The 21,597-nt window shown below is 38.0% G+C and carries 16 protein-coding genes; all 16 read left to right on the top strand.

From position 1 onward, the window contains the following. Positions 1-264 precede the first annotated feature (264 nt). The 16 genes from FQ085_RS02885 (at position 265) to manA (ending at position 21,493) form a co-directional block, all read left to right on the top strand. The gene (locus FQ085_RS02885) at positions 265-1,389 is read left to right on the top strand and encodes a right-handed parallel beta-helix repeat-containing protein (protein WP_058384598.1); all 1,125 of its coding nucleotides are present in this window, start codon (positions 265-267) and stop codon (positions 1,387-1,389) included. Between the two features lie 194 nt (positions 1,390-1,583). Continuing rightward, entirely contained in the window at positions 1,584-2,495 is a 912-nt protein-coding gene (locus FQ085_RS02880; RefSeq protein ID WP_149455864.1) for a glycosyltransferase, read from the top strand. A 576-nt stretch (positions 2,496-3,071) separates the two neighbouring features. After that, positions 3,072-4,550 (top strand): lipopolysaccharide biosynthesis protein, encoded by a 1,479-nt coding sequence (locus FQ085_RS02875; protein ID WP_149455863.1) that lies wholly within the window; start codon positions 3,072-3,074, stop codon positions 4,548-4,550. Between the two features lie 39 nt (positions 4,551-4,589). Then, positions 4,590-5,741 carry a DegT/DnrJ/EryC1/StrS family aminotransferase gene (locus tag FQ085_RS02870; protein ID WP_149455862.1) on the top strand — a complete coding sequence of 384 codons (1,152 nt, stop codon included), beginning with the start codon at positions 4,590-4,592 and terminating at the stop codon, positions 5,739-5,741. Positions 5,742-5,758: 17 nt separating this feature from the next. Further along, positions 5,759-6,667 carry a glucose-1-phosphate thymidylyltransferase RfbA gene (gene rfbA / locus FQ085_RS02865; protein WP_078080630.1) on the top strand — a complete coding sequence of 303 codons (909 nt, stop codon included), beginning with the start codon at positions 5,759-5,761 and terminating at the stop codon, positions 6,665-6,667. A gap of 13 nt (positions 6,668-6,680) precedes the next feature. Beyond that, entirely contained in the window at positions 6,681-7,697 is a 1,017-nt protein-coding gene (gene rfbB / locus FQ085_RS02860) for a dTDP-glucose 4,6-dehydratase (protein WP_149455861.1), read from the top strand. Between the two features lie 45 nt (positions 7,698-7,742). Next, on the top strand, positions 7,743-9,860 hold the full coding sequence (locus FQ085_RS02855; protein WP_262499741.1) for a protein kinase family protein: 2,118 nt from the start codon (positions 7,743-7,745) through the stop codon (positions 9,858-9,860). Positions 9,861-9,881: 21 nt separating this feature from the next. After that, on the top strand, positions 9,882-11,357 hold the full coding sequence (locus tag FQ085_RS02850) for an MOP flippase family protein (protein WP_149455860.1): 1,476 nt from the start codon (positions 9,882-9,884) through the stop codon (positions 11,355-11,357). A 304-nt stretch (positions 11,358-11,661) separates the two neighbouring features. Continuing rightward, complete coding sequence (fcl, locus tag FQ085_RS02845) at positions 11,662-12,612, top strand: GDP-L-fucose synthase (protein ID WP_149455859.1); 951 nt, start codon at positions 11,662-11,664, stop codon at positions 12,610-12,612. Positions 12,613-12,623: 11 nt separating this feature from the next. Continuing rightward, complete coding sequence (gene gmd, locus FQ085_RS02840; protein ID WP_149455858.1) at positions 12,624-13,688, top strand: GDP-mannose 4,6-dehydratase; 1,065 nt, start codon at positions 12,624-12,626, stop codon at positions 13,686-13,688. A gap of 41 nt (positions 13,689-13,729) precedes the next feature. Then, complete coding sequence (locus FQ085_RS02835; protein WP_149455857.1) at positions 13,730-14,701, top strand: glycosyltransferase family 2 protein; 972 nt, start codon at positions 13,730-13,732, stop codon at positions 14,699-14,701. A 58-nt stretch (positions 14,702-14,759) separates the two neighbouring features. After that, positions 14,760-16,136 carry a hypothetical protein gene (locus FQ085_RS02830; RefSeq protein WP_149455856.1) on the top strand — a complete coding sequence of 459 codons (1,377 nt, stop codon included), beginning with the start codon at positions 14,760-14,762 and terminating at the stop codon, positions 16,134-16,136. A 57-nt stretch (positions 16,137-16,193) separates the two neighbouring features. After that, positions 16,194-17,303: a glycosyltransferase family 4 protein gene (locus tag FQ085_RS02825; protein ID WP_149455855.1), complete on the top strand. Its 1,110-nt coding sequence runs from the start codon at positions 16,194-16,196 to the stop codon at positions 17,301-17,303. Between the two features lie 47 nt (positions 17,304-17,350). Next, the gene (locus tag FQ085_RS02820) at positions 17,351-18,658 is read left to right on the top strand and encodes a glycosyltransferase family 4 protein (RefSeq protein ID WP_149455854.1); all 1,308 of its coding nucleotides are present in this window, start codon (positions 17,351-17,353) and stop codon (positions 18,656-18,658) included. Positions 18,659-19,095: 437 nt separating this feature from the next. Further along, the gene (locus FQ085_RS02815; protein ID WP_149455853.1) at positions 19,096-20,481 is read left to right on the top strand and encodes a sugar phosphate nucleotidyltransferase; all 1,386 of its coding nucleotides are present in this window, start codon (positions 19,096-19,098) and stop codon (positions 20,479-20,481) included. 58 nt (positions 20,482-20,539) lie between these two features. Beyond that, positions 20,540-21,493, top strand: a complete 954-nt coding sequence (gene manA, locus FQ085_RS02810; RefSeq protein WP_149455852.1) for a mannose-6-phosphate isomerase, class I — start codon at positions 20,540-20,542, stop codon at positions 21,491-21,493. Positions 21,494-21,597 lie beyond the last annotated feature (104 nt).

The raw sequence follows: 21,597 nt of genomic DNA, 5'->3' as shown, positions 1-21,597 counted from the left end.
TAAATTTTCAATTAAATTAAACTCTCTATCGATTATAGCTGATAGTATAGGTAAATGCGAGGGGGTAAATCATTTGTTTATCCAACAAACTACATAAAAATTTTAAATACAGTACAAAATGAAGGAGGAAATGGTTATTTTTTAAAGAAAATAGTATTCAGAAAAATGTGCATTTAAAGAAAAATTAGCTTATACTAGCATTAAACAGTGTGTAACAATGCTATAACCTTTCGATGTAGTGGGGAGGTGGAAGGAGAAATGTTGATGACCTACAAGAAGATTTTTCGTAGGCTTCTTTGTGTACTAGGAATTTGTGGGATGGTTGCTGTATTTATTATGGGACAAAGCTCTTTCTTACCTGAAGAAAAAATTGATGCAAAAATACAGTTTGGAGCAGAAGGTGATGGTGTGACGGATGACACGAAAGCAATACAGCGAGCTATTGATGAAACGCCAATAGGTGGGACGATGCATATTCCACCGGGGATTTATAAATTGACCAAAAATCCTAATTTAAAAGCCAGTACAGGATATGGAGATAGTTTTTTTGCCTTGAAAATTTCCAAGCCGATTACGATTGTGATGGATCAAGCGATTTTCAAGACGGAATCAGCAGGGCAATATGGTGTTTTTTGGATTATGGCTACTGCGGATGTCCATTTAAAGGGTGGTTTTTTGATGGGGGATAAACTACCGGATGGATCATTAACTTCCAATATTGCCATCCTGCTTCAAGACAGCCAAGAAAGTTCAATTGAAAACGTCTATACCAAAAATTATTCTCAAGGCATTCACTTGCACCACGCCAATAACAATATTGTTCGAAATGTGACGAGTGAATCCAATTATGGTTCCGGTATTATTAATTTTGCATCAGATTACAACACAATCGAGTCCTGCGTCGTTAGAAACTCTGGAGATGGCCACCTTTCGTTATTTGGGGGAGGTAAGAAAAACCTGGTGACAGGCTGCGTAGTGACAGAAAATCGCCCAGGCTATACCGATCAACAAGGCATTACGGTAGAAAGTGAAAAAGGCAGTAAAGTTGAAAAAAATATGGTTAGCGGTTTTTATTATGGTATTGATGTCAAAAATGGAGCAGAGTCGAATGTCATTAAAGGAAATTTAGTCTACAACAATGAATACAATATCGCTGTCAGGCCGGGTGACGGAGGTGCTAATTTGATGACGCCGAGTCATCATATTAGCATTCTTCATAATCTGGCAATCAATCCGAGAAAAAGCTCGGAGCGTGGAATTTATATCAATGTTGGAAACGGACATATCGTGCAGGGCAATACGGTTGAAAAAAACAACCTGATTCTGCGCGATGAGAGCCTAAGAGTAAAATACCAGCAAGAGAATTTCATTGTCATTGACAAACAGTAGTTGGCAGCTTGGATAATTGTAAATTTTTTGTTTATTTTTCAGAATAATCAATTTATATTTAGTTTCTGTGATAAGATATAAACTGTGTAAATGAATTGGTAAAATTTTGTTCAGCTGAATCTGACAGTGGAGAGTTGGACGAATTCATTATAGCTGCTGACAAAATATGCTTAACTGGGAAGGGGCTGTAATTTATGACAAATGAGATAATGGTGAGTATTGAATGCAACAGTTACAATCATGAAGCTTTTATAGCGGAAGCATTGGACAGTATATTGATGCAGAAAACAAATTTCGCTTTTGAAATTTTAATTCATGATGATGCGTCTACTGACCGAACAGCTGATATCATCAGAAAATATGAACGGCAGTATCCAGATATTATTAAACCATTCTATCAGACCGAAAATCAGTATTCCCAGGGTATTCCTTTTGAGTTACTTGCTAACGAACGTGCATTAGGGAAGTATATGGCGGTTTGTGAAGGAGATGACTACTGGACCGATCCAGAGAAACTGCAAATACAAGTGGATTATATGGAAAGGCATCCTGAGTGCAGCATGTGCGTACATGCTGCAGAAAAGGTCTCTGCCGTAACTAAAAAAACGATTGCTGCGGTTCGGCCAAGTTATAAGAACAAAATCTATTCGGTAGAAGAAGTGATTGAAGGAGGAGGAGAACTGTTCGCCACCAATTCAATCCTCTATTCTCGTAGTAGAATTTCCGAGATGCCTGAGTATTACCTAAACGCCACAATCGGTGACTATCCACTGGTTATCTGTGGGGCATTAAACGGGACGGTTTATTACATGGACCGGAATATGGCTGCATACCGAGTAGAAGTCAAAGGCTCTTGGACGGATACACAACTCTGTGGCATCTCTGCAAAGAAAAAACATCTTCAAGATGTTGAAAACCTACTCGATGAAGTTAATAGCTATACTCATTTTAAATACGATAAAGTCATCAATCGAACAAAACGTCGGGATCGTTTTTATGTGCTGTTAAAACAGCTAAAAATAAAAGAAACATTGAAGGCAGGTTATAGACAATTTTACGTAAAACCTGAATTTTTCAGAAGAATCTTTAAAAAAATCACAATTTGAAGTACTTGTTAGCTAAAAAAGCTTGCTTACTAACGAAAAACAAAAAGGAATTGGTTGTTTTATAACCAATTCCTTTTTGTTTTGACTTTTAATTAGCAAAATAGACCTACAACGAGTCTGAAAATATAAATTCGATGAAAATAACAAGAAACAGGAAGGATATAACAGAAAAAAACTGAATTTTACGCGTGAAATTTATCAAAAAAAGAATATGTTTTCATTTGGTCAAAATAAAGTGGAATAATTTGCTTAATTAAAATAAAAAATAATCTAAATTATCTGTTATTTATGACATGTAGTGTGATAGAATGAAAATTAAGAATTAGAATTAAGCACAAAGTAGTGTATCTGAAATGGAGGACTAATAATTTGAATGTTAAATAGATTTTATTTACCTAGATTTGATTGAAAAATAAAATCCGGCCTTAAAAATCTGAGTATTAAGTTTTTTGAAGCGTTTTAAGTAAAGTTGTTTTTCTTAATGTCTCGAACATCAATAACAATAGATGGGGACTATTAATTCGACCAAGTTACCAATAGGTTTGAGTAAATAGCTTTTCAGATAGGAGCCAGCAGATGAAACAGGAAAATTCATTGAAGAAAAAGACAATCAGTGGACTGCTGTGGAGCTTCGGAGACTTGATGGGGAATCAGGGCATTCAGTTTATCATTCAAATTATCTTGGCACGTATACTCATGCCGGAGGATTTTGGGATTATTGGAATGATTTTAGTCTTTGTTGCGTTATCAAATTCACTTGTAGACAGCGGATTTACACAAGCGTTAATCCGTGATCAAAAAGCCGACCAAACCGATTATTCGACGGTATTCTATTTTAATCTAGGTGTATCCATCGTCATTTATGCTGTGTTATTCTTTTCTGCTCCATTAATTAGCGGTTTTTTTGAAGTCTCACAACTAACATCCATTATTAAAGTATTGGCGCTAGGCGTCATCATTAATGCATTTTCAATTATTCCCCGGGCAATGTTTACAAAAGAAGTGAACTTCAAAGTGCAGGCAAAAGTCAATATGGCTGCCAGTATTCTATCAGGCGTAGTTGCAGTTGCAATGGCAATGACAGGATATGGTGTCTGGAGTTTAGTCATCCGCATGCTCTTGATGAATTTAATTCAAGCGCTACTTCTCGTTTTTTCTAGAAAGTGGCTGCCTTCGTTAACGTTTAGCATGACATCATTCCGAAAGTTATTCGGATTTGGTTGGAAACTTCTTGTTTCTGGATTAATCGACACTGCCTACAACAATGTGTACTACATGATTATTGGTAAACAATATTCAGCCGGTGCCCTCGGGTATTACACCAATGCTGCAAAATTTAGCGATGTCGCGACACAGTCGTTAACGGCGACAATTCAACGTGTGACATACCCGGTGTTAAGTGGTATTCAAGATCAAGAAGAGCGATTAAAACAAAGTTTTAAGAAGGTTATTAAGCTTTCAGGATTTTTAATCTTTCCACTCATGGTAGGTGTTGCAGCTGTTGCAGAGCCACTCATTCTTTTAATATTTGGTGCCAAATGGATAGATATGGTTCCTTATTTTCAGCTTCTAGCCATTGCCGGTATGCTTTACCCGATTCATGCCTTAAATTTAAATATTTTACAAGTAAAAGGACGCTCGGATTTATTCTTATACTTAGAAATTATTAAAACGATTGTTCCAACACTATTGATTATTACCGTTATTTGGATGGACTTAGGTCTCACGGCATTAGTAGCAACGGTTGTATTAGATTCGTTTATATCACTATTTATTAATGTTTATTTTTCGGGACGTGAAATCTCTTACAGTACGAAAGAACAATTCCTGGATTTGTTACCGATTTTTACAATTTCAGTTGTTATGGGATCTGTTGTATACGGGGTTGGCAATCTCTTGCCGTTTACAGAACTTTTAACGCTCATCATACAAATTGGAATAGGAGCGGTTCTGTACATTACGATGTGCAAATTGTTTAACATCAAAGAATTCGATACGGTCTACAAGTTACTGGTACCGGTCATAAAAAAGATAAAACCCGCTAAGACGGGATGATTCAGAAAAAAGTAGGTTGACATTGAGGGAGGGAATGGAATGGCAAAAGTTTTTGAACATCCGATTTATGTGACTCGACCGTTACTGCCAGACATCACAGACGTTACAGCACGGATAAAGACGGTGTGGGACAGTAAGCAATTAACGAATTTTGGTGCACAACACAATGAGTTGAGTGACAAGCTGAAAGTTTACTTAGAAGTGGATCACTTGTCTATGTTCAATAACGGTACGTTAGCGTTATTGCTCGGATTGAAAGCTTTAGCGTTAACAGGTGAAGTCATTACAACGCCATTTACATTTCCAGCAACTGTACAAGCACTAGATTGGAACAACTTGACGCCGGTATTTTGCGACATTGACCCTGTTACTTTTAATATTGATGCCGATAAAATCGAAGCCTTAATTACTGAAAAAACAAGTGCTATTTTGGGTGTTCACGTATTTGGTAATCCGTGCGATGTGGAAAAAATCCAAGCAATTGCGGATAAGCATGGGTTAAAAGTAATTTACGACGGCGCTCATGCTTTTGGCTCAAACATAAACGGTATACCGATTAGCAGTTTTGGAGATATGACCATGTTCAGTTTTCACGCGACAAAACTGTTCAACACAATTGAAGGTGGAGCACTAGTTTATCAGGATCCAGCGCTCGTCAAAAAACTGGATTTACTGAGAAACTTTGGAATTGCTAATTCTGAAGAAGTAGTGCTGTCAGGGTTAAATGCTAAGTTGAACGAGGTCCAGGCAGGCGTTGGGCTAGAAGTTCTGAAAGTAATGGACGAAGAACGAACCAAGCGCCATGCCGTTAAAAAAGTCTATGAACAGCATTTAGCAGCTATTGAAGGCATTAGAGTCTTGACGACTCTTGAGGATAGAGCGAGCAGCTATCAGTATTTTGTTATTGAAATTGATGAGGCTAAATTTGGGAAATCGAGAGACGATGTTCATCGCGAACTTCAAAAACACAATGTATTTGCCAGAAAGTACTTTTATCCTTTATGTAGTGATTTTGACTGGTACAGCGATTTACCGTCAGCACGACCGGAAAACTTGCCGAATGGTCAGAAGGCTGTTCAGCAAGTGCTGGCCATGCCTTATTACGGGGCATTATCAACCGATTCGGTCGCAGCGATCTGCGGCATCATCCAAGAACTTCATGTGACGCAAAAAAGTCTATCTCAACTATAAGAAATGAGGGAGTTATGATGAAAGGAATAATTTTAGCTGGTGGAACGGGTACGCGTCTTTACCCGCTAACAAAATCGATTTCCAAACAAATGCTGCCTGTCTACGACAAGCCCATGATTTATTATCCACTGTCTGTTTTAATGCTTGCGGGAATTAAAGAAATTTTAATTATTTCAACACCACGAGATATTTCTGGATTTTTAAGCTTGCTCGGTAATGGGCAAAAATTAGGAATTAAACTGGAATATGCAATCCAAGAAGAACCGAACGGATTGGCTGAAGCATTTACGATTGGTGAGAGTTTTATTGGGGATTCAACGGTTGCGCTCGTATTGGGCGATAACGTTTTTTATGGCTCGGATTTTGGTAGCAGGTTACAAGAGTCTGCAGAATTAACGAAAGGTAGCATTATTTTTGGCTGTCACGTAGCGGACCCGAGAGCGTATGGGGTAGTTGAAATAGATGATGAATTAAATATCGTTTCTATAGAAGAAAAACCAGAACAGCCAAAATCTTCCTATGCTATTCCAGGTCTTTATTTCTTTGACAATCAAGTTGTTGAAATCGCTAAAAGCATAACGCCTTCAGCGCGAGGAGAAAAAGAAATTACTTCTGTTGTCGATGAATATTTAAAGCGCGGGGAATTGAATGTCAATATTATGGGGCGTGGACTAGCGTGGTTAGACACTGGGACGCACGAAGCTTTGCTGGAAGCTTCAAACTTTGTCGAAGCTATTCAAAAAAGACAGGGGTTATATGTCGCTTGTTTAGAGGAAATTGCTTATAGGAGAGGGTATATTAGCCAAGCACAATTGATTGAGTTAGCGCAGCCTTTGAAAAAAACAGATTACGGGCAGTATTTATTAGATATTGCTTCTGAAAAATCGTTGTTGCCGAGAAATACATTGTTGCCCAATAACTCATAGAAGGAGCACACCTATGGAAAACCTATTAGTAACCGGTGGGGCGGGTTTTATTGGGGGGAACTTTGTCCAATATATGGCCGACAAATATCCGAATTATCATATTTACAATTTAGATGTACTAACATATGCAGGAGATTTAACAAAACATCAGAAAATCGAAAATGGAAAAAATTATAGCTTTGTTCGTCTTGATATCGCAGATCGGCAGGCAATTAGTGAACTATTTGGGCAAATAGATTTTACTTATATTGTTCATTTTGCAGCAGAAAGCCACGTAGATCGTTCGATTACAGAGCCAGAAGTTTTTATCCGGACGAATGTGTTAGGCACACAAGTTTTGCTAGATGCTGCGAAACGATCAACGATCAAAAAGTTTGTCCACGTTTCGACGGATGAGGTATACGGAGAGTTAGATTTCGATCCGACAACTTTTTTTACCGAAACAACACCGTTGCAGCCAAGTAGTCCTTATAGTGCCAGTAAAGCGTCATCGGATTTATTGGTCAGAGCTTATTACGAGACTTACGGTTTGCCAGTTAACATTACGCGTTGCTCTAATAATTATGGTCCTTATCATTTTCCAGAAAAGCTAATTCCGTTAACAATTTCACGCGTATTAAATGACCAGAAAGTGCCTGTTTATGGCGATGGCAAAAATGTTCGTGACTGGTTGCACGTTCTGGATCATTGTTCAGCGATTGATTTAGTGTTGCATAGCGGGGAAATTGGCGAAGTTTACAACATCGGCGGTCACAACGAACAAACGAATTTGGAAGTGGTGCGGACGATTATTGAGACTTTAGGCAAATCAGATGACTTGATCGAGTTTGTTGAAGATCGGTTGGGTCACGATAAACGGTATGCAATCGATCCGACAAAAATTGAGCAATTGGGTTGGCGACCTGTTTATGATTTTGAAACAGGCATTGCTCAGACAATCGATTGGTTTATGGAAAATAAGGAATGGTGGCAACAAATCATCAGCGGGGAATACCAACAGTATTTCGACAGGCAGTATGCAAGAAAATAACAAAATGTGCATAGTCTAGTATGCCGGTGGACGAGGAGGAATGGAATGATGGCAAATCAGCCAACAATCAGCGAGTATATAACGGCTTCTTATCCGAACAAACAAGCAGTGAAAATACTGGAATACAATGCTGAAACCAGCAGTTTGAAAAAACAGCTAGCAACTTCAGGATATAAAAACTTTCTTGGAATTTGTCGACGTAAATCAAGTGGTAAACAGGATCCAGAGCTGTATTATGCGACTGAAAAGACGCTAACTTATAAAAACAATGCCGAAGTATTGATTATGAATAACGCTGATTTTTTAGATTTGAAAAATGCGTTTCATTCATCAGCAAATTTAATTCTTTTCATTCCGTCTAACATTGTTGATCGTGCCAGTTTCTTGCCGCTTTGGGCTTACAAACTAGCGAGAAAGAAAAAATGGACGTTCTATTTTGAATCCTTTATTGACGGTTTGGGAAAAACAAAAGCGACCGTTGTCTTTAAACGAGATCACCAAAAGGACAAAGAAGCCCGACAATACTTGTCACCGGAACTTGGACTTGATTCTTTTTTTAAGCTTCTCAACGAACGCCAACTGGATTACGTTGTATTGCGCTGGTTTGATGAACTTCCTTTTCTAGACCTTAACGAAGATGTCGATCTGCTAGTTTCAGATAGACATATTGAAAAAGTCAGAGAACTGTTAAATGAGAAAGTCGGCATATTACCGTTTGATATTTATAGCGTAGGGGGGCTGACAGGCAGTAACTTTAAGAATATTGCCTATTACCCACCTTATCTTGCTGAAACCATATTGGACCAAAAAAAACTGTGGAACAACAAGTATTACGTACCGTCTAACATTCATTATTTTCTTAGTCTGATGTATCACGCAGTTTATCATAAAGGTGAAAAATCAGGAATTCCAGCAAACGTAGAAGGCCGTGTTAAAAAAATGCCTCAAGATCATGATTATCCAGCAGTTCTTCAGCAACTTGCAGCTGAAACGGGTAATTCTCTTGAAGAAATTAGTTTGCCTTATTTTCATCATTTTCTGGAGGAACAAGGCTGGGCACCTTCGACAGATACCATTCGGAAGCTTATTGAAGTCAGTGGCAATTGGTTAGAGTCTGTTATCAAGTCAAGTGAACATCATTTTGAGAAGGATGGCGAATTAATGGTTTTTGTCGTTCGGGAATGGGCAGAACAGCGGCAACTGACAGATTACATGATCGACTGGTTTGAACGTAATGGTCTATGTTTAATTCGTGCAATCAAACTCGATGATGAACAAAAAAGAAACGCTGCTCAAAATTTGCGAGGAGGAAATTGGGGGCAAGGTCCATGGCCAGTTAGTGGAGGTAAGCCTTCCACTTTACTGGTCATGTATGATTATCATCCAAAACAACTCGATTCAAAAATGAAGAAAAAGTATCCGCATGTCTCAAATGAACATTACTTACTAAAAGAGCAGCTGCGCTCGGAAATTAATGGTTCATTGTCCAAAGAACAACGTGCTAATCCACTTCACAGCGCCGATGATGAAATTGAAGCGCTGGATTATATCGCTGCAGTTGCTCCTGATCTCGTAAATGAAGTTAAAAACGTCATCAATTGTTGGGATGAAGCTTATCGAACGCAGGAAAAAGTAATTGCAGACGTTTCAGAAAAAAAGCGACGCGCTAAAGTAGAGATTATTGAATATCTAGGAAATAAAGCGGTGAAGAAAACGTATAAAGCGGGTAGAGAACGATTTTTGGAACGAGAAAAATTTGTTTACGGAGAATTGAGTAAGGAGTGTGATTTTATTCCGAAGCTGCTAGACAGTGGGGAGAATTACATTATCGTTCCGTACTTGAAAACCAAACGACTGACTGAAAGTTGGCATATTAAAAAGCAAATTCTAAAACGAAAACATAAGCAGGAGATTTTTACGATAAATGAATTTTTCTACAATAAAGGCTATGCGCTAATTGACTTTCATCCCGGAAATGTCTTGCTGAGCTCTGATGGATTAAAACTTATTGATTTTGAGTTTTTGTATCAATATGAACAACTCCCACCAAATGTTAATGATTCATTTGACCTGAATGGATTTCCAGAAGATTTTGCAGCAGACAAACCTTATGGAATATTTCCAAAGCAGCGCCGGAATATGTGGAAGAAGATTTTATATTAAACGCGATTAGAGGAATGACTTATGGCGTCTTTGAAAAACCAAGCAGTAAGCAGTGTAAAACTCACTTCCATCTCCATGCTCGTAACCAGTGTCCTTCAAATCGCTCAATTGCTGATTTTAGGTAAAGTATTGGGGCCAGAAGTTTTCGGACTAATTGCGATGGTCCAAATTGTCATTCAGTTTTCTCAATTATTTCTGGAGATGGGAATAACCGATGCCATTATTCAGAAAGAGAAAATCACCAAAATTGAGTTGTCAAGTTTGTATTGGTTTTCTATTTTTGTTGGACTGGTGCTATTTATTGTCTTGTTACTTGCGGCTCCTTTAATCGCAGGGTTGTTTGATCAACCGAGCTTAACGTCGATGATTCAAGTAGTGGGCATTAGCTTTCTCATTTTACCGTTTGGATTACAATTCCAAACACTTGCCACAAAAAAATTGGAGTTTCTGCAGATTACAAAAAATGAAATTTTAGCAACAACTGTTGGTGTGATGCTGACTATTTGTTTGGCTATTTTTACAGATCTTGGTCCGTGGTCTTTAGTGTATGGCCATATCGTTATGTCAGTGTTTAGGAGTGTTCCGTGGGTAATTGAAGGATACCGAAATCCAGAAACGAGGCCGCAATGGCTATTTTCTTGGACCGCTATTAAAGGATTTGTCGCATTTGGTATGTATCGTCTAGGATCGACCAGCATCAATTATTTCACGACGAAAATTGATCAAATGATTGTCGGCATTGTTCTTGGTTCAGCGGCACTTGGTTATTACAGCATGGCCATGAACCTAATTATGCAGCCGGTTCAGAAATTAAATTCCATGATTAATCGGGTAGCCTTTCCGGTGTTTTCGAAAATTCAGCTGGATAAAAGCAAGTTGCGTAGAACCTATTTATTCATAACCCATATGTTAACGAGCTTTAATGCACCGTTATTGGCAGGAGTAGTAGTGTTAGCACCGTATGCAGTTCCAGTAGTGCTTGGAGATGACTGGAAACAAAGCACAGTCATTATTCAAATCCTTTGTCTATATGCTTTGTTCAAAGCTTTGGGTAATCCAAGTGGCAGCTTATTTATTGCAGTGGGGAAAGTAAGATGGAGCTTTTACTGGCAATTGGTTCAATTAGCGATTATTCCAATTGTTGTCTTTTTCGCCGGTTTATCAGGAAGTGTCGTTATTGTTGCCTTAGCGGTTGGTGTACTCAGACTGGTTTTATTTTATGTCAGTTATTTTGTCAGGATTCGTCAAATTATTGGTGATAGTTTAAGTGAACTAAATAGAGCAATTGCTAAGCCGGTCATTCACTCAGTTATTATGTTAGCGCCTTTGTATATTCTAAATACTCAGCTAACGAAAGTTGGGCCACTTGGTATTATGACGATCGATGTCATTATCGGAATGCTAATTTACAGCTTGTTAGTATTCTTAAATCAACGTGAGCTAGTAATAGAAGTAAAGAGTTTTTTTCAAAAAAGAACAGCGATTAAAGAAGGGTGAAAAAATACGGCAAACAGCTGGGGGAGACGAGTCTAATCGCTATGCATGAAAAAAGTTTTAGCAGATTGGTTGAAAGTTTGTTGTTAAAATAAAAGAGAATTCATATTAATTATCAAATAGTCTAAATAATCTGTAATATTTAGGTTATTATGTGTTAGAATAAGAAAAAAATCAATTAGTAAGTATATAGTCTTGGGTACAAAGGTTTTATAGTTAGTAATTATCTTTTTTCTGAGGAACATGTAATAAATTCCAGCATCCATGAACTCATAATGGCATAGGCTGAAAAAAAGGTGGGGTACTTATGAAGTTAGATTCAAAAATTTATGTAGCTGGACATCGGGGCCTTGTAGGCTCTGCAATTGTGAGAAACCTACAGAAAAATGGGTATACGAATCTCGTATTTCGGACTAGCCAAGAATTGGATTTGACAAAAGCCGGTCAGGTTAGTGCATTCTTTCAAAAAGAGCGACCTGACTATGTATTTTTAGCTGCTGCAAAAGTAGGTGGCATTGTTGCTAATAACGATTATCCAGCAGATTTTATTCGAGATAATTTAATGATTCAAACAAATGTGATTGATACAGCTTACCAAAATAATGTGAAAAAACTACTGTTTCTAGGCAGTACGTGTATTTATCCGAGACTAGCAGCACAGCCGATGAGAGAAGACTCGTTGTTGACTGGTGAACTTGAGCCGACGAATGAGCCTTACGCAATTGCCAAAATTGCCGGTATTAAAATGTGCCAATCCTATAACCGTCAATACGGCACTGACTTTATTTCGATTATGCCAACAAATTTATATGGACCGAATGATAATTTCGATTTAACGAGTTCCCATGTTCTACCCGCATTAATTCGGAAATTCCATGAGGCGAAAATGAATCACATAACGACTGTGGAGGTATGGGGAACGGGAGCGCCAAAACGAGAATTTCTTTACTCAGATGATTTGGCTGATGCTGCGGTTTACTTGATGAATACTTACAGCGGCAATGATTTGGTTAATATCGGAATGGGGAAAGATATTTCGATTAAAGAGTTGGCAGAGAAAATTGGGGAGACGGTTGGGTACCAAGGAGAAATCGTTTTCAATACATCAAAACCTGATGGAGCTCCGCGCAAATTAGTAGACGTTAGTCGTCTAAAAAATCTCGGATGGGAAGCGGGAATTTCGTTAGATGATGGCTTAGAGTTAGCTTATAAATGGTTTTTAGAACATGTAGAAAAAAATACAACCATAACCACTTGAGGGGGAAAATCATGAAAAAGGCATTGATCACAGGAGTTAACGGGCAAGACGGTTCGTTTCTATCAGATTTCTTACTAGACAAAGGTTATGAAGTCCACGGCATTATTCGTAGAAGTTCTAGTTTTAATACGGGACGTATTGAACACCTATATATTGAAGAACTAAAGTCGAGTGAGAATTTTTATATTCATTACGGGGACATGACCGATACATCTAATATTATTCGGTTAATCAGCGAAATTAAACCAGATGAAATTTACAATTTAGCAGCAATGTCTCATGTAAAAGTATCCTTTGAGACGCCTGAATATACAGCAGATGTGGATGGTATTGGAACTTTACGTATTTTAGAAGCAGTACGTATTTTAGGGCTAGAGAAAAAAACACGAATTTACCAAGCTTCTACTTCAGAACTTTACGGCAAAGTGCAAGAAGTTCCACAAAAGGAAACGACGCCATTTTATCCTCGTTCTCCTTACGGTGTGGCGAAACTTTATGGCTACTGGATTACGAAAAACTATCGTGAATCTTATGATATGTTCGCAGTCAATGGGATTCTGTTCAACCACGAATCAGAGCGTCGTGGTGAAACCTTCGTAACGCGAAAAATTACGATGGCAGTCGCACGCATCGCCAGTGGCAAACAAGATAAACTGTTGCTTGGTAACCTGGATGCTAGGCGGGACTGGGGTTATGCCAAGGATTATGTGGAATGCATGTGGCTAATTTTACAGCATGAGACGCCTGAAGATTTTGTCATTGCGACAGGAGAAATGCATACCGTTCGTGAATTTGCGACGCTTGCGTTTAAATATGCAGGAATTGAAATTGAATGGCAAGGAGAAGGAATTGACGAAAAAGGCATCAATGCAAAAACAGGAGACGTTGTGCTGGAAGTCAATCCCGAATATTTCCGTTTGTCAGAAGTTGAGCAACTAATGGGAGACCCTTCAAAAGCGAAAAAACTACTTGGGTGGAATCCAACTGCGACGTCATTTGAAGAACTTGTAGAAATCATGGTCACGCACGACTGCAATTTGTTGAAAGAAGAAAGAACTACGATCGTTGAGTATTAGTCGAAGGGAAGTTCCTTATCCGAGTGGGGGGATCGAATGTAATGGTGGCTTCAAATGATAAAGTTAGCGTTATTATTCCGACGTATAATCGTTCAGAGTTGCTGAAAAAAGCGGTGAAAAGTTTAGAGAACCAAAGTCATCAGAACTTGGAAATCATTATTATTGATGATTTTTCGACAGATGATACAGCGAAAGTCGTAGAGAAGATGGCGGATGAACGAATTATTTATCTTAAACACAGTAAGAACAAAGGGGGATCGGAAGCTAGAAACACTGGGATCAAACGAGCCACAGGAGATTATATTGGCTTTTTAGATTCAGACGATCAATGGCTTCCGAAAAAATTGGAAAAACAACTAAAACAATTTGAAGGAAAACCGAATGTAGGTGTAATCTACACTGGAGTTCAAGTAGTGGACGAAAACAATCAATCTACTCGTAAAATAACTCCTGAGTTTCGAGGTGATATATTAGCCAAATTGTTTGAATTTAATTATATTGACACGACTTCTTCTGTATTAGTGAGAAAAGACATATTAGATCAGACGGAAGGTTTCGATTCTAGTTTGCCCAGTTGCCAGGACTGGGATTTGTACATAAGACTAGCGCAAATCACTGAGTTTGATTTTGTTAAAGAAAGTCTTGTGCTGTTTTATCATCACAGTGGTGAACGCATCACAACGAATGTAAATTCGGTGCTCAGTGGTCATTTGAGTATTTTTGAAAAGTACAGAGAGTTAGCGGGAAAACAACGCAAAGCCACTTTTCATCGTTTTGCTTTAACTATTTGGAAAGTTATTTTCAGAGCTGGTATTACGGATCAAAACAAAGAAACGATAAAGCTGTCTAGAAATATATTGATAGAAGCGTTCAAAAATAATCGAATGTCATTAAAGTTTCTCTTCTATTATATTTCTACTTTTTTAAATTTGAAGATTTTAGTCTATCTCTATACACAATCCAAAAAAACCAATAAAAAATCTCATCTTCTATCTGTGGATGCACCTTCTTGAAATAGGTAGGTAAAAATTGGGTTGTTGCAAAGGGAATCATAAATAAAGGGATGAGACGATGGAAAAGCATATTGAGGCCGATGATCGATTTGAAAAAGTCCTGTTTATCATCGTTAATTTAATAACTGGGATTTCAGTGATCTATTATTTACTTCACTTAGGCCAGACTTTCAATAGTGAAGATCCATGGAACCTGTTCATTTTGCTTATTTTTTCTCTTAAATTAGTTATGGACATCTACATCTTCAAAATAGGTTTTGCTTCTTTTTCGCTAGTGCTGTTGTTTTTACCCATTATTAGCATACTCGGTTTTGCACCGATAGGAGAAGTGCAAGCATTATTCAATGACCGCACTCACCTCATTGAAAAACACTTTTATACATTGGCATTTAGTGCGCTGTTTTTCTACTACATTTGGTCGATACTGCTGTGGATGACCAATAAAACCTATAGCAATTACGATGCTAAAATTTTGTCCTATTATTCAGGGACGGTCCATAGTTTATTGGCGACATGGGTGTTCAGTGCATTAGCTATCGTCTCTTCTATTATCTATTTACCTGATCTGCCAGGCTTAGCCTATAAGGATTTGTCGCCTAGCTTATTGCCGGGAAATGCTTGGAATTCTGTCGTCGTAATTTCCTATTTCTTTGTGCTAATGGGTGTTAAAGGCAGTGCGATTCGAAAATTTGCGTTATTATTTGTACCGTTTTGGTTGTTATCGCATTATGCGAGAGTTGATATTTTAGGGTTGTTGCTCATTCTGTATATGTTGTTAACTGCAACTAAAAAGCTGGATGTGGTGAAGTCAAAATTTTCCTTTAAAAAAGCAGCGTTGATTGCAGGAGGATTGCTGGTGTTTTCTTATTTGGGTTTGGTTAGGCATTCAGGACTCATTTTTGATGTAGAAGCAATTGTGGATTCTGTATCAATTCTCATTAATTACCCGACTGTTCAAGATTTGGTTTATTCAACAGCGGCTGCCATTGAGGTCACTCAAAGCTATGGCAATTACTATACGCTCATCGATTACATCCCTCAGCTCATTCCGTCTTTTTTTGGAATTGAAGCCCAGAGTCCGCAAGCGGCTCATCTCGTTGCTTCGCTGATTCATACAAATTATGGCTTGTTTGTATATGGTGAATTTTACTTGAATTACGAAGTCCTTGGACTGATTGCAGCGCCATTTGTTACGTATGCAGTTATTTTCATACCAGCCTTTGTACTAAAAAAACTGTTTGGGAAATTTGGTTTGGCGCTAGGCTATTACTGGATTGTGCTAACCATTGCGCGCGTATTTTGGTATGGTTTTATTTATTTCATTAAGCCGTTAGTCATTATCTTACCTATTTTTATTCTTATTTATTTTATTATTTCATCGTTCGAAAAAGATTTAGTAGACAAACCTGCGTTAAACTCTACTGATTCTCATTAGCATTTGATACACATGAATAGCGGGCAAGCAGAGCTTAGTTCAAGGAGGGGATTTAGAATGACTAGAACACAAAAAAGGGATTTAATATTTGTTGGACCTTTGCCACCTCCGATATTAGGAGAGAGTATCGCTCTTCAATCTTTATACAATTCTGACAGGCTACACAGGCAATATAAAGTGAAAAAAATCAATTTAAGTCGCAAAGATTTTGAACATCCTGGCGCTCTTTCTTTTGATAAATTGTTTCACGATTCTTTTGCCATTGGTTATTCGATCTTGCTGTCCCTTCGGATGAAAAATCCGATTTTGTATATTTCAATTTCACAGACAAAAATGGGACTTTTACGAGATTGTGTAATGATTCAAGCCTGTAAAGTAGTAGGACGCGGCAAAGTAGTGAGTCATTTACATGGGAATAATTTAGGTGGGACGATTGACGCAACTTCTGGAATCACAGAAAAATTTGTTGTTAATACGCTGAAAAAAATTGATGTCGGCATTGTGTTAGGTGAAAAATTGTCAACTAATTATCGCGGTTATGTCGATCGCATTGAAGTAGTATCTAACGGCATACCTGCAGACTTCATCTTAAAAAATGAAGTGGGTCAAGAGAAGAAGAGTGGACCACTTTCTCTCTTGTATTTAAGTAATCTGATGTTCGAAAAAGGCTATGTCGAACTAATCAAAGCAACGACTGCTTTGATCAAAGAAGGCCATAATCTTCGGTTAGACTTAGTTGGTGGAATTCAAAACGAAAGTGAATTTCAAGAAGTACAACGCTATATTGCGACAAATGAGATGGAGCAGCGTATTCAATACCATGGTCTCAAGCAAGGAGAAGAGAAAAAACGTTTTTTCCTAGAATCAGATATGATGGCTTTGCCAACTAAATACAAAGTAGAAGGTCAGCCGATGTCTATTATCGAAGGAATGGCCGCTGGATTGCCGATTATTTCTTCAGACCGGGGCATCATCGCAGAATTAATCAAAGACTGCGGGGTTGTTATTGAACCGACAGTTGAAGGCGTCAAAACTGCGATCAAAGCTTTGGTATCCGATGATGCAGAACGTATGCGCCTTGGAAGAGTGAGCCGAGAAACATTCGAAGAATTTTATACGGAAGACAAATACACCGATTCTGTAGTTGCCATTTTTGACAAACTTTAAATGGAGACGGCTTTTTTTTGCATGCTCTCTGGAAAAGGAAGTGCCATATGCTACGTAAAAAGAAAATTACTTTTGTGATTAATTATTTTTATCCTGATTTAGCTGCGACCAGTCAGTTGATGACAGAGCTGACTGGGTATCTTCAAAAAGATTTTACGATTACGGTAATTGCAGCGCAGCCAGGGTATGCCGGCGAAAATCATCAAAGCAAAAAACTCTTTGAAGAAGGATACGTAGAAACGATTAAAGTAGTTCGCATTAAACTACCCGAGGTGAATAAAAACTCGAAAGTTAGTCGATTAAAGTATATTTCTTCTTACTTTTTCTTGGCCAATATTGCTTTATTGAAGGAAAAAGGAACTGATGTCATCTTCACGATTTCTCAGCCTCCTGTATTAGGTGGATTGATCGGCACTATCGGTAAGTTGTTGAAACGTTCGAAGCATGTTTATAGTATTCATGACTTTAATCCCGAACAAGCTCAGGCAGTGGCCTATACTAACAATCAGTCCGTTTTTAAAATCGCGAAAATAATCGATAAACTAAATTGCAGTTACGCAGACCAAGTGCTGGTCGTCGGTGAGGACATGGCGGAAACCTTGAGAGGCCGTTTTGAAGATGAGACAGTGCCAAATTATACCGTTATTAGCAATTGGACAGATGAAGATGCTATTGTGCCAATTGAAAAAAGCGAGCCTGCGATACGTGGATTTTTGGAGACGCATGGCTTAAAGGACAAGTTTATTGTCATGTACTCAGGAAATCTAGGGCTCTACTACGACCTAGAGAACTTGATTCAAGTGGCGGACAAATTTAGGGAGCAGCCTGATATTGTCTTCTTATTCATCGGAGAAGGCGCTGTAAAAGAGCGGATTCAACGATACGCAGCTGAAAAAAATCTAGAAAACGTGAAATTCTTACCTTATCAACCGAAAGAATTTCTCAAGTATTCATTGAATTCGGCGGATGTTCATTTAGTTGTCAATCAAAAAGGCATTAAAGGTGTTTCTGTGCCAAGTAAAATTTATGGGGTTATGGCAGCTGGAAAACCAGTTCTCGGTGTTTTGGAACAAGGAAGCGAAGTGCAACGTTTGATTTTTGAAAGTGGAGCAGGAGTGGTCATTGAACCGCAAAATTATGAGGGTGTTATTCACGCCATTCATTATTTGCATAGCTTAGATCCAGGGGAACTAAAATCGATGGGCTTAAAAGGTCGTGCTTATCTTGAGGAAAATTTAACGAGAGCTACCTCTATCAACAAATATCGTCAAGTACTCCAAGCAGTGGCAGACAACTCACCGCTTGAACATACTTTTCAACCAAAGCAATATAAAGAAGTTGTCCACAAAAAATAATTACAGTTTAAAAAACCACTTCTGAGAAATCATTTGATTTCTCAGAAGTGGTTTTTTAATGTGGATTTTTGATAAGCAAACAAGTAAATTGCAAACACGTGATGTTTAGACAGCTAACAAACTAAAAAATGCCTTTAATTTCTAAAAAAAAAGAATAATAAAACAACTTAGAAAGCTTGATTTAATAGCATTCGGGATGTTAAATAGGTAAATATATCTGATATTTCTAATTTATTAGAAAATTACATTGAAATATTAGGTATTTATATATATAATAGGGTCATACCTCACTAAAAAGAATGAAAACAGTGGTTACTTAGTTTTGCTTTAGGATAAAAATTACCTATGTCATTTTTGTGCGTTGGTTATTTTAGTTATAAAATAAGTACAAAGGACTATTTTTTGATGGAGTTGGATAGAGAGAAGGAGGACTTACTATGAGATTAGTTTTGTTATCAGGAGGATCAGGAAAACGCTTGTGGCCACTTTCTAATGATGCACGGTCAAAGCAGTTTCTTAAAGTATTGAGTGATGAAGATGGCAATAAAGTTTCTATGGTTCAGCGGGTTTGGAAACAAATCGAACAAACAGGAATGGCTGAAAACTCCATTATCGCTACGAGTAGCTCACAAATAGATATGATCAAAACACAATTGGGGCAAGGGGTTCATGTCGTTACTGAACCAGAGAGAAGAGATACATTTCCAGCAATCGCTCTTGCAGCTGTTTATCTCTATTCTGTCCAAAAGTGCGGATTGGATGAAGTGGTAGGAATGCTGCCAGTAGATCCTTATGTTGAGAATCGATTTTTTAATCGTGTTCAGGATCTGGAAAAGGCATTGCTGGAGTCTGGCGCAGATTTAGCATTAATGGGAGTGAAACCAACGTACCCTTCTGCAAAATACGGTTACATTATCCCGAAAAATCAAGAGGATAATTCCTATTTGACAGTAGATTACTTTAAAGAAAAGCCAACTGAGCAGCAAGCGGAAGAGTTAATCGAACAACATGCTTTATGGAATTGCGGAGTATTCGCCTTTAAATTGGGCTATATCATAGATCTGTTAAAAGAAAGAGGAATGCCAATCGAATACGCTCAACTGCTGAGAAACTATCACCGCCTTCCAAAAAACAGCTTTGACTATGAAGTTGTTGAACGTACAGCTCATATTGTGTCGCTGCCCTATGATGGGTATTGGAAGGATTTAGGAACTTGGAATACGTTGACAGATGAAATGGCAGTCCAAATAACAGGCAAAGGAGTTATTGGCAAAGGAGTAGAAAATTCTCATATTGTCAATGAACTTGACATCCCAATTACTTTGCTGGGATTAAGTAATGTTGTTGTAGCAGCAAGTCCAGATGGAATTTTGGTGACAGATAAAGACGCTAGTACGAAAGTAAAAGAATATGTAGAAGGCTTTAACAGCCGTCCGATGTACGAAGAGCGACGGTGGGGGTGGTACCGTGTATTGGAATATACACGGTATGCAGAAGGTAATGAAGTATTGATCAAGCGGCTGGGCATAAATGCAGGGAAAAACCTTAGCTATCAGATGCATTATAAACGCAGTGAAGTGTGGACCATTGTTAAAGGGGAAGGGATTTTTGTTTTTAATGATCAATTAAGCCATGTCAGAACGGGCGATGTCATTCACATCCCTTTAGGTGCTAAGCATACATTAAAGGCCACAACCAATATGGAAATTATCGAAGTTCAAACTGGTAGTGAACTAATTGAAGAAGACATTTTCCGTACTTCGCATGAATGGGAAGAAATTGAAGAAATTTGCAAAGAGAAGTTAATTGCTCGCTATGGATAATGTAAGAAAAATTTTAAAGTATAAGTGACTTGCTATTTCCATGATGGGAGGAAATCTCATGTATAAGGAACCGGTTTTTTTAAAACCGATTTTTCAAGAAAGAATTTGGGGTGGAGGCAAACTACAGGAATTGTTTAATTACGATATTCCTTCTCAGACGACAGGAGAAGCATGGGTCATATCTGCTCATGAAAATGGACCGTCTATTGTCATGAATGGTGAACTGCAAGGAATGAGCTTATCGGAAGTGTGGTGGAATTACCCACAGTTATTCGGTTCAAGAATCACCGATAGTGAGTTTCCATTACTCGTAAAAATTCTCGATGCAAATGACCAGTTGTCCGTCCAGGTACATCCCAATGATCAATACGCTAAAGAGCTTGTTGACAAGCCTAGTGGAAAAACAGAATGTTGGTATATTTTGGATTGTGAAGAAGATGCCGAAATTATTATTGGGCATCAAGCGCAATCGAGAGAAGAGTTTCAGCGGCTAATGGTCAAAGGAGAATGGGGAAAGTTGTTTCAAAGTCTCAAAGTGAAAAAAGGAGATTTTGTGTATGTTCCGAGTGGGACGCTGCATTCGATTGGTAAAGGCATTGTAATTTTGGAAACACAACAAAGTTCTGATATTACATTTCGTCTATATGATTATGACCGTATCGATCAACAAGGAAAAAAACGGGAATTACATTTGGAACAAGCATTGGCTGTGATGACTTGTCCACATATGCAAGTCATACAGGACAATTTAAAAGAACAACTAACGGATCTAGAGTCTACTCGCTTAATTGAAGGAGAATTCTTCACGGTTTATCATTGGAAGCTTGGTGGAAAGGTCGAAGTCCCGTTAACGACTCGTTTTTTACTAGTCAGTGTTATCAATGGTACAGGTCAAATTGTAACTGAAGAAAGTGTTTCCACAGTAAAAAAAGGTGATAACTTTATTGTGCCATCGACTATCGGTAATTATTTTATTGATGGAAATCTAGAGATGATCGTATCTCATACTTAAACATAGTTGAAATTACCTTAATATTTAAAATTAACTGAAAATAATTTGCGCTTTACAAGAACTTTTGCTGAGTATCGTAAATTATTCAAACTACAATTCAGGAA

It is taken from the genome of Planococcus sp. ANT_H30, from assembly GCF_008369335.1.
In the GTDB taxonomy this organism is placed as follows: domain Bacteria; phylum Bacillota; class Bacilli; order Bacillales_A; family Planococcaceae; genus Planococcus; species Planococcus kocurii.
Note: the sequence above shows the minus strand (reverse complement) of the source record. Positions and strands in the feature narration are given on the sequence as shown.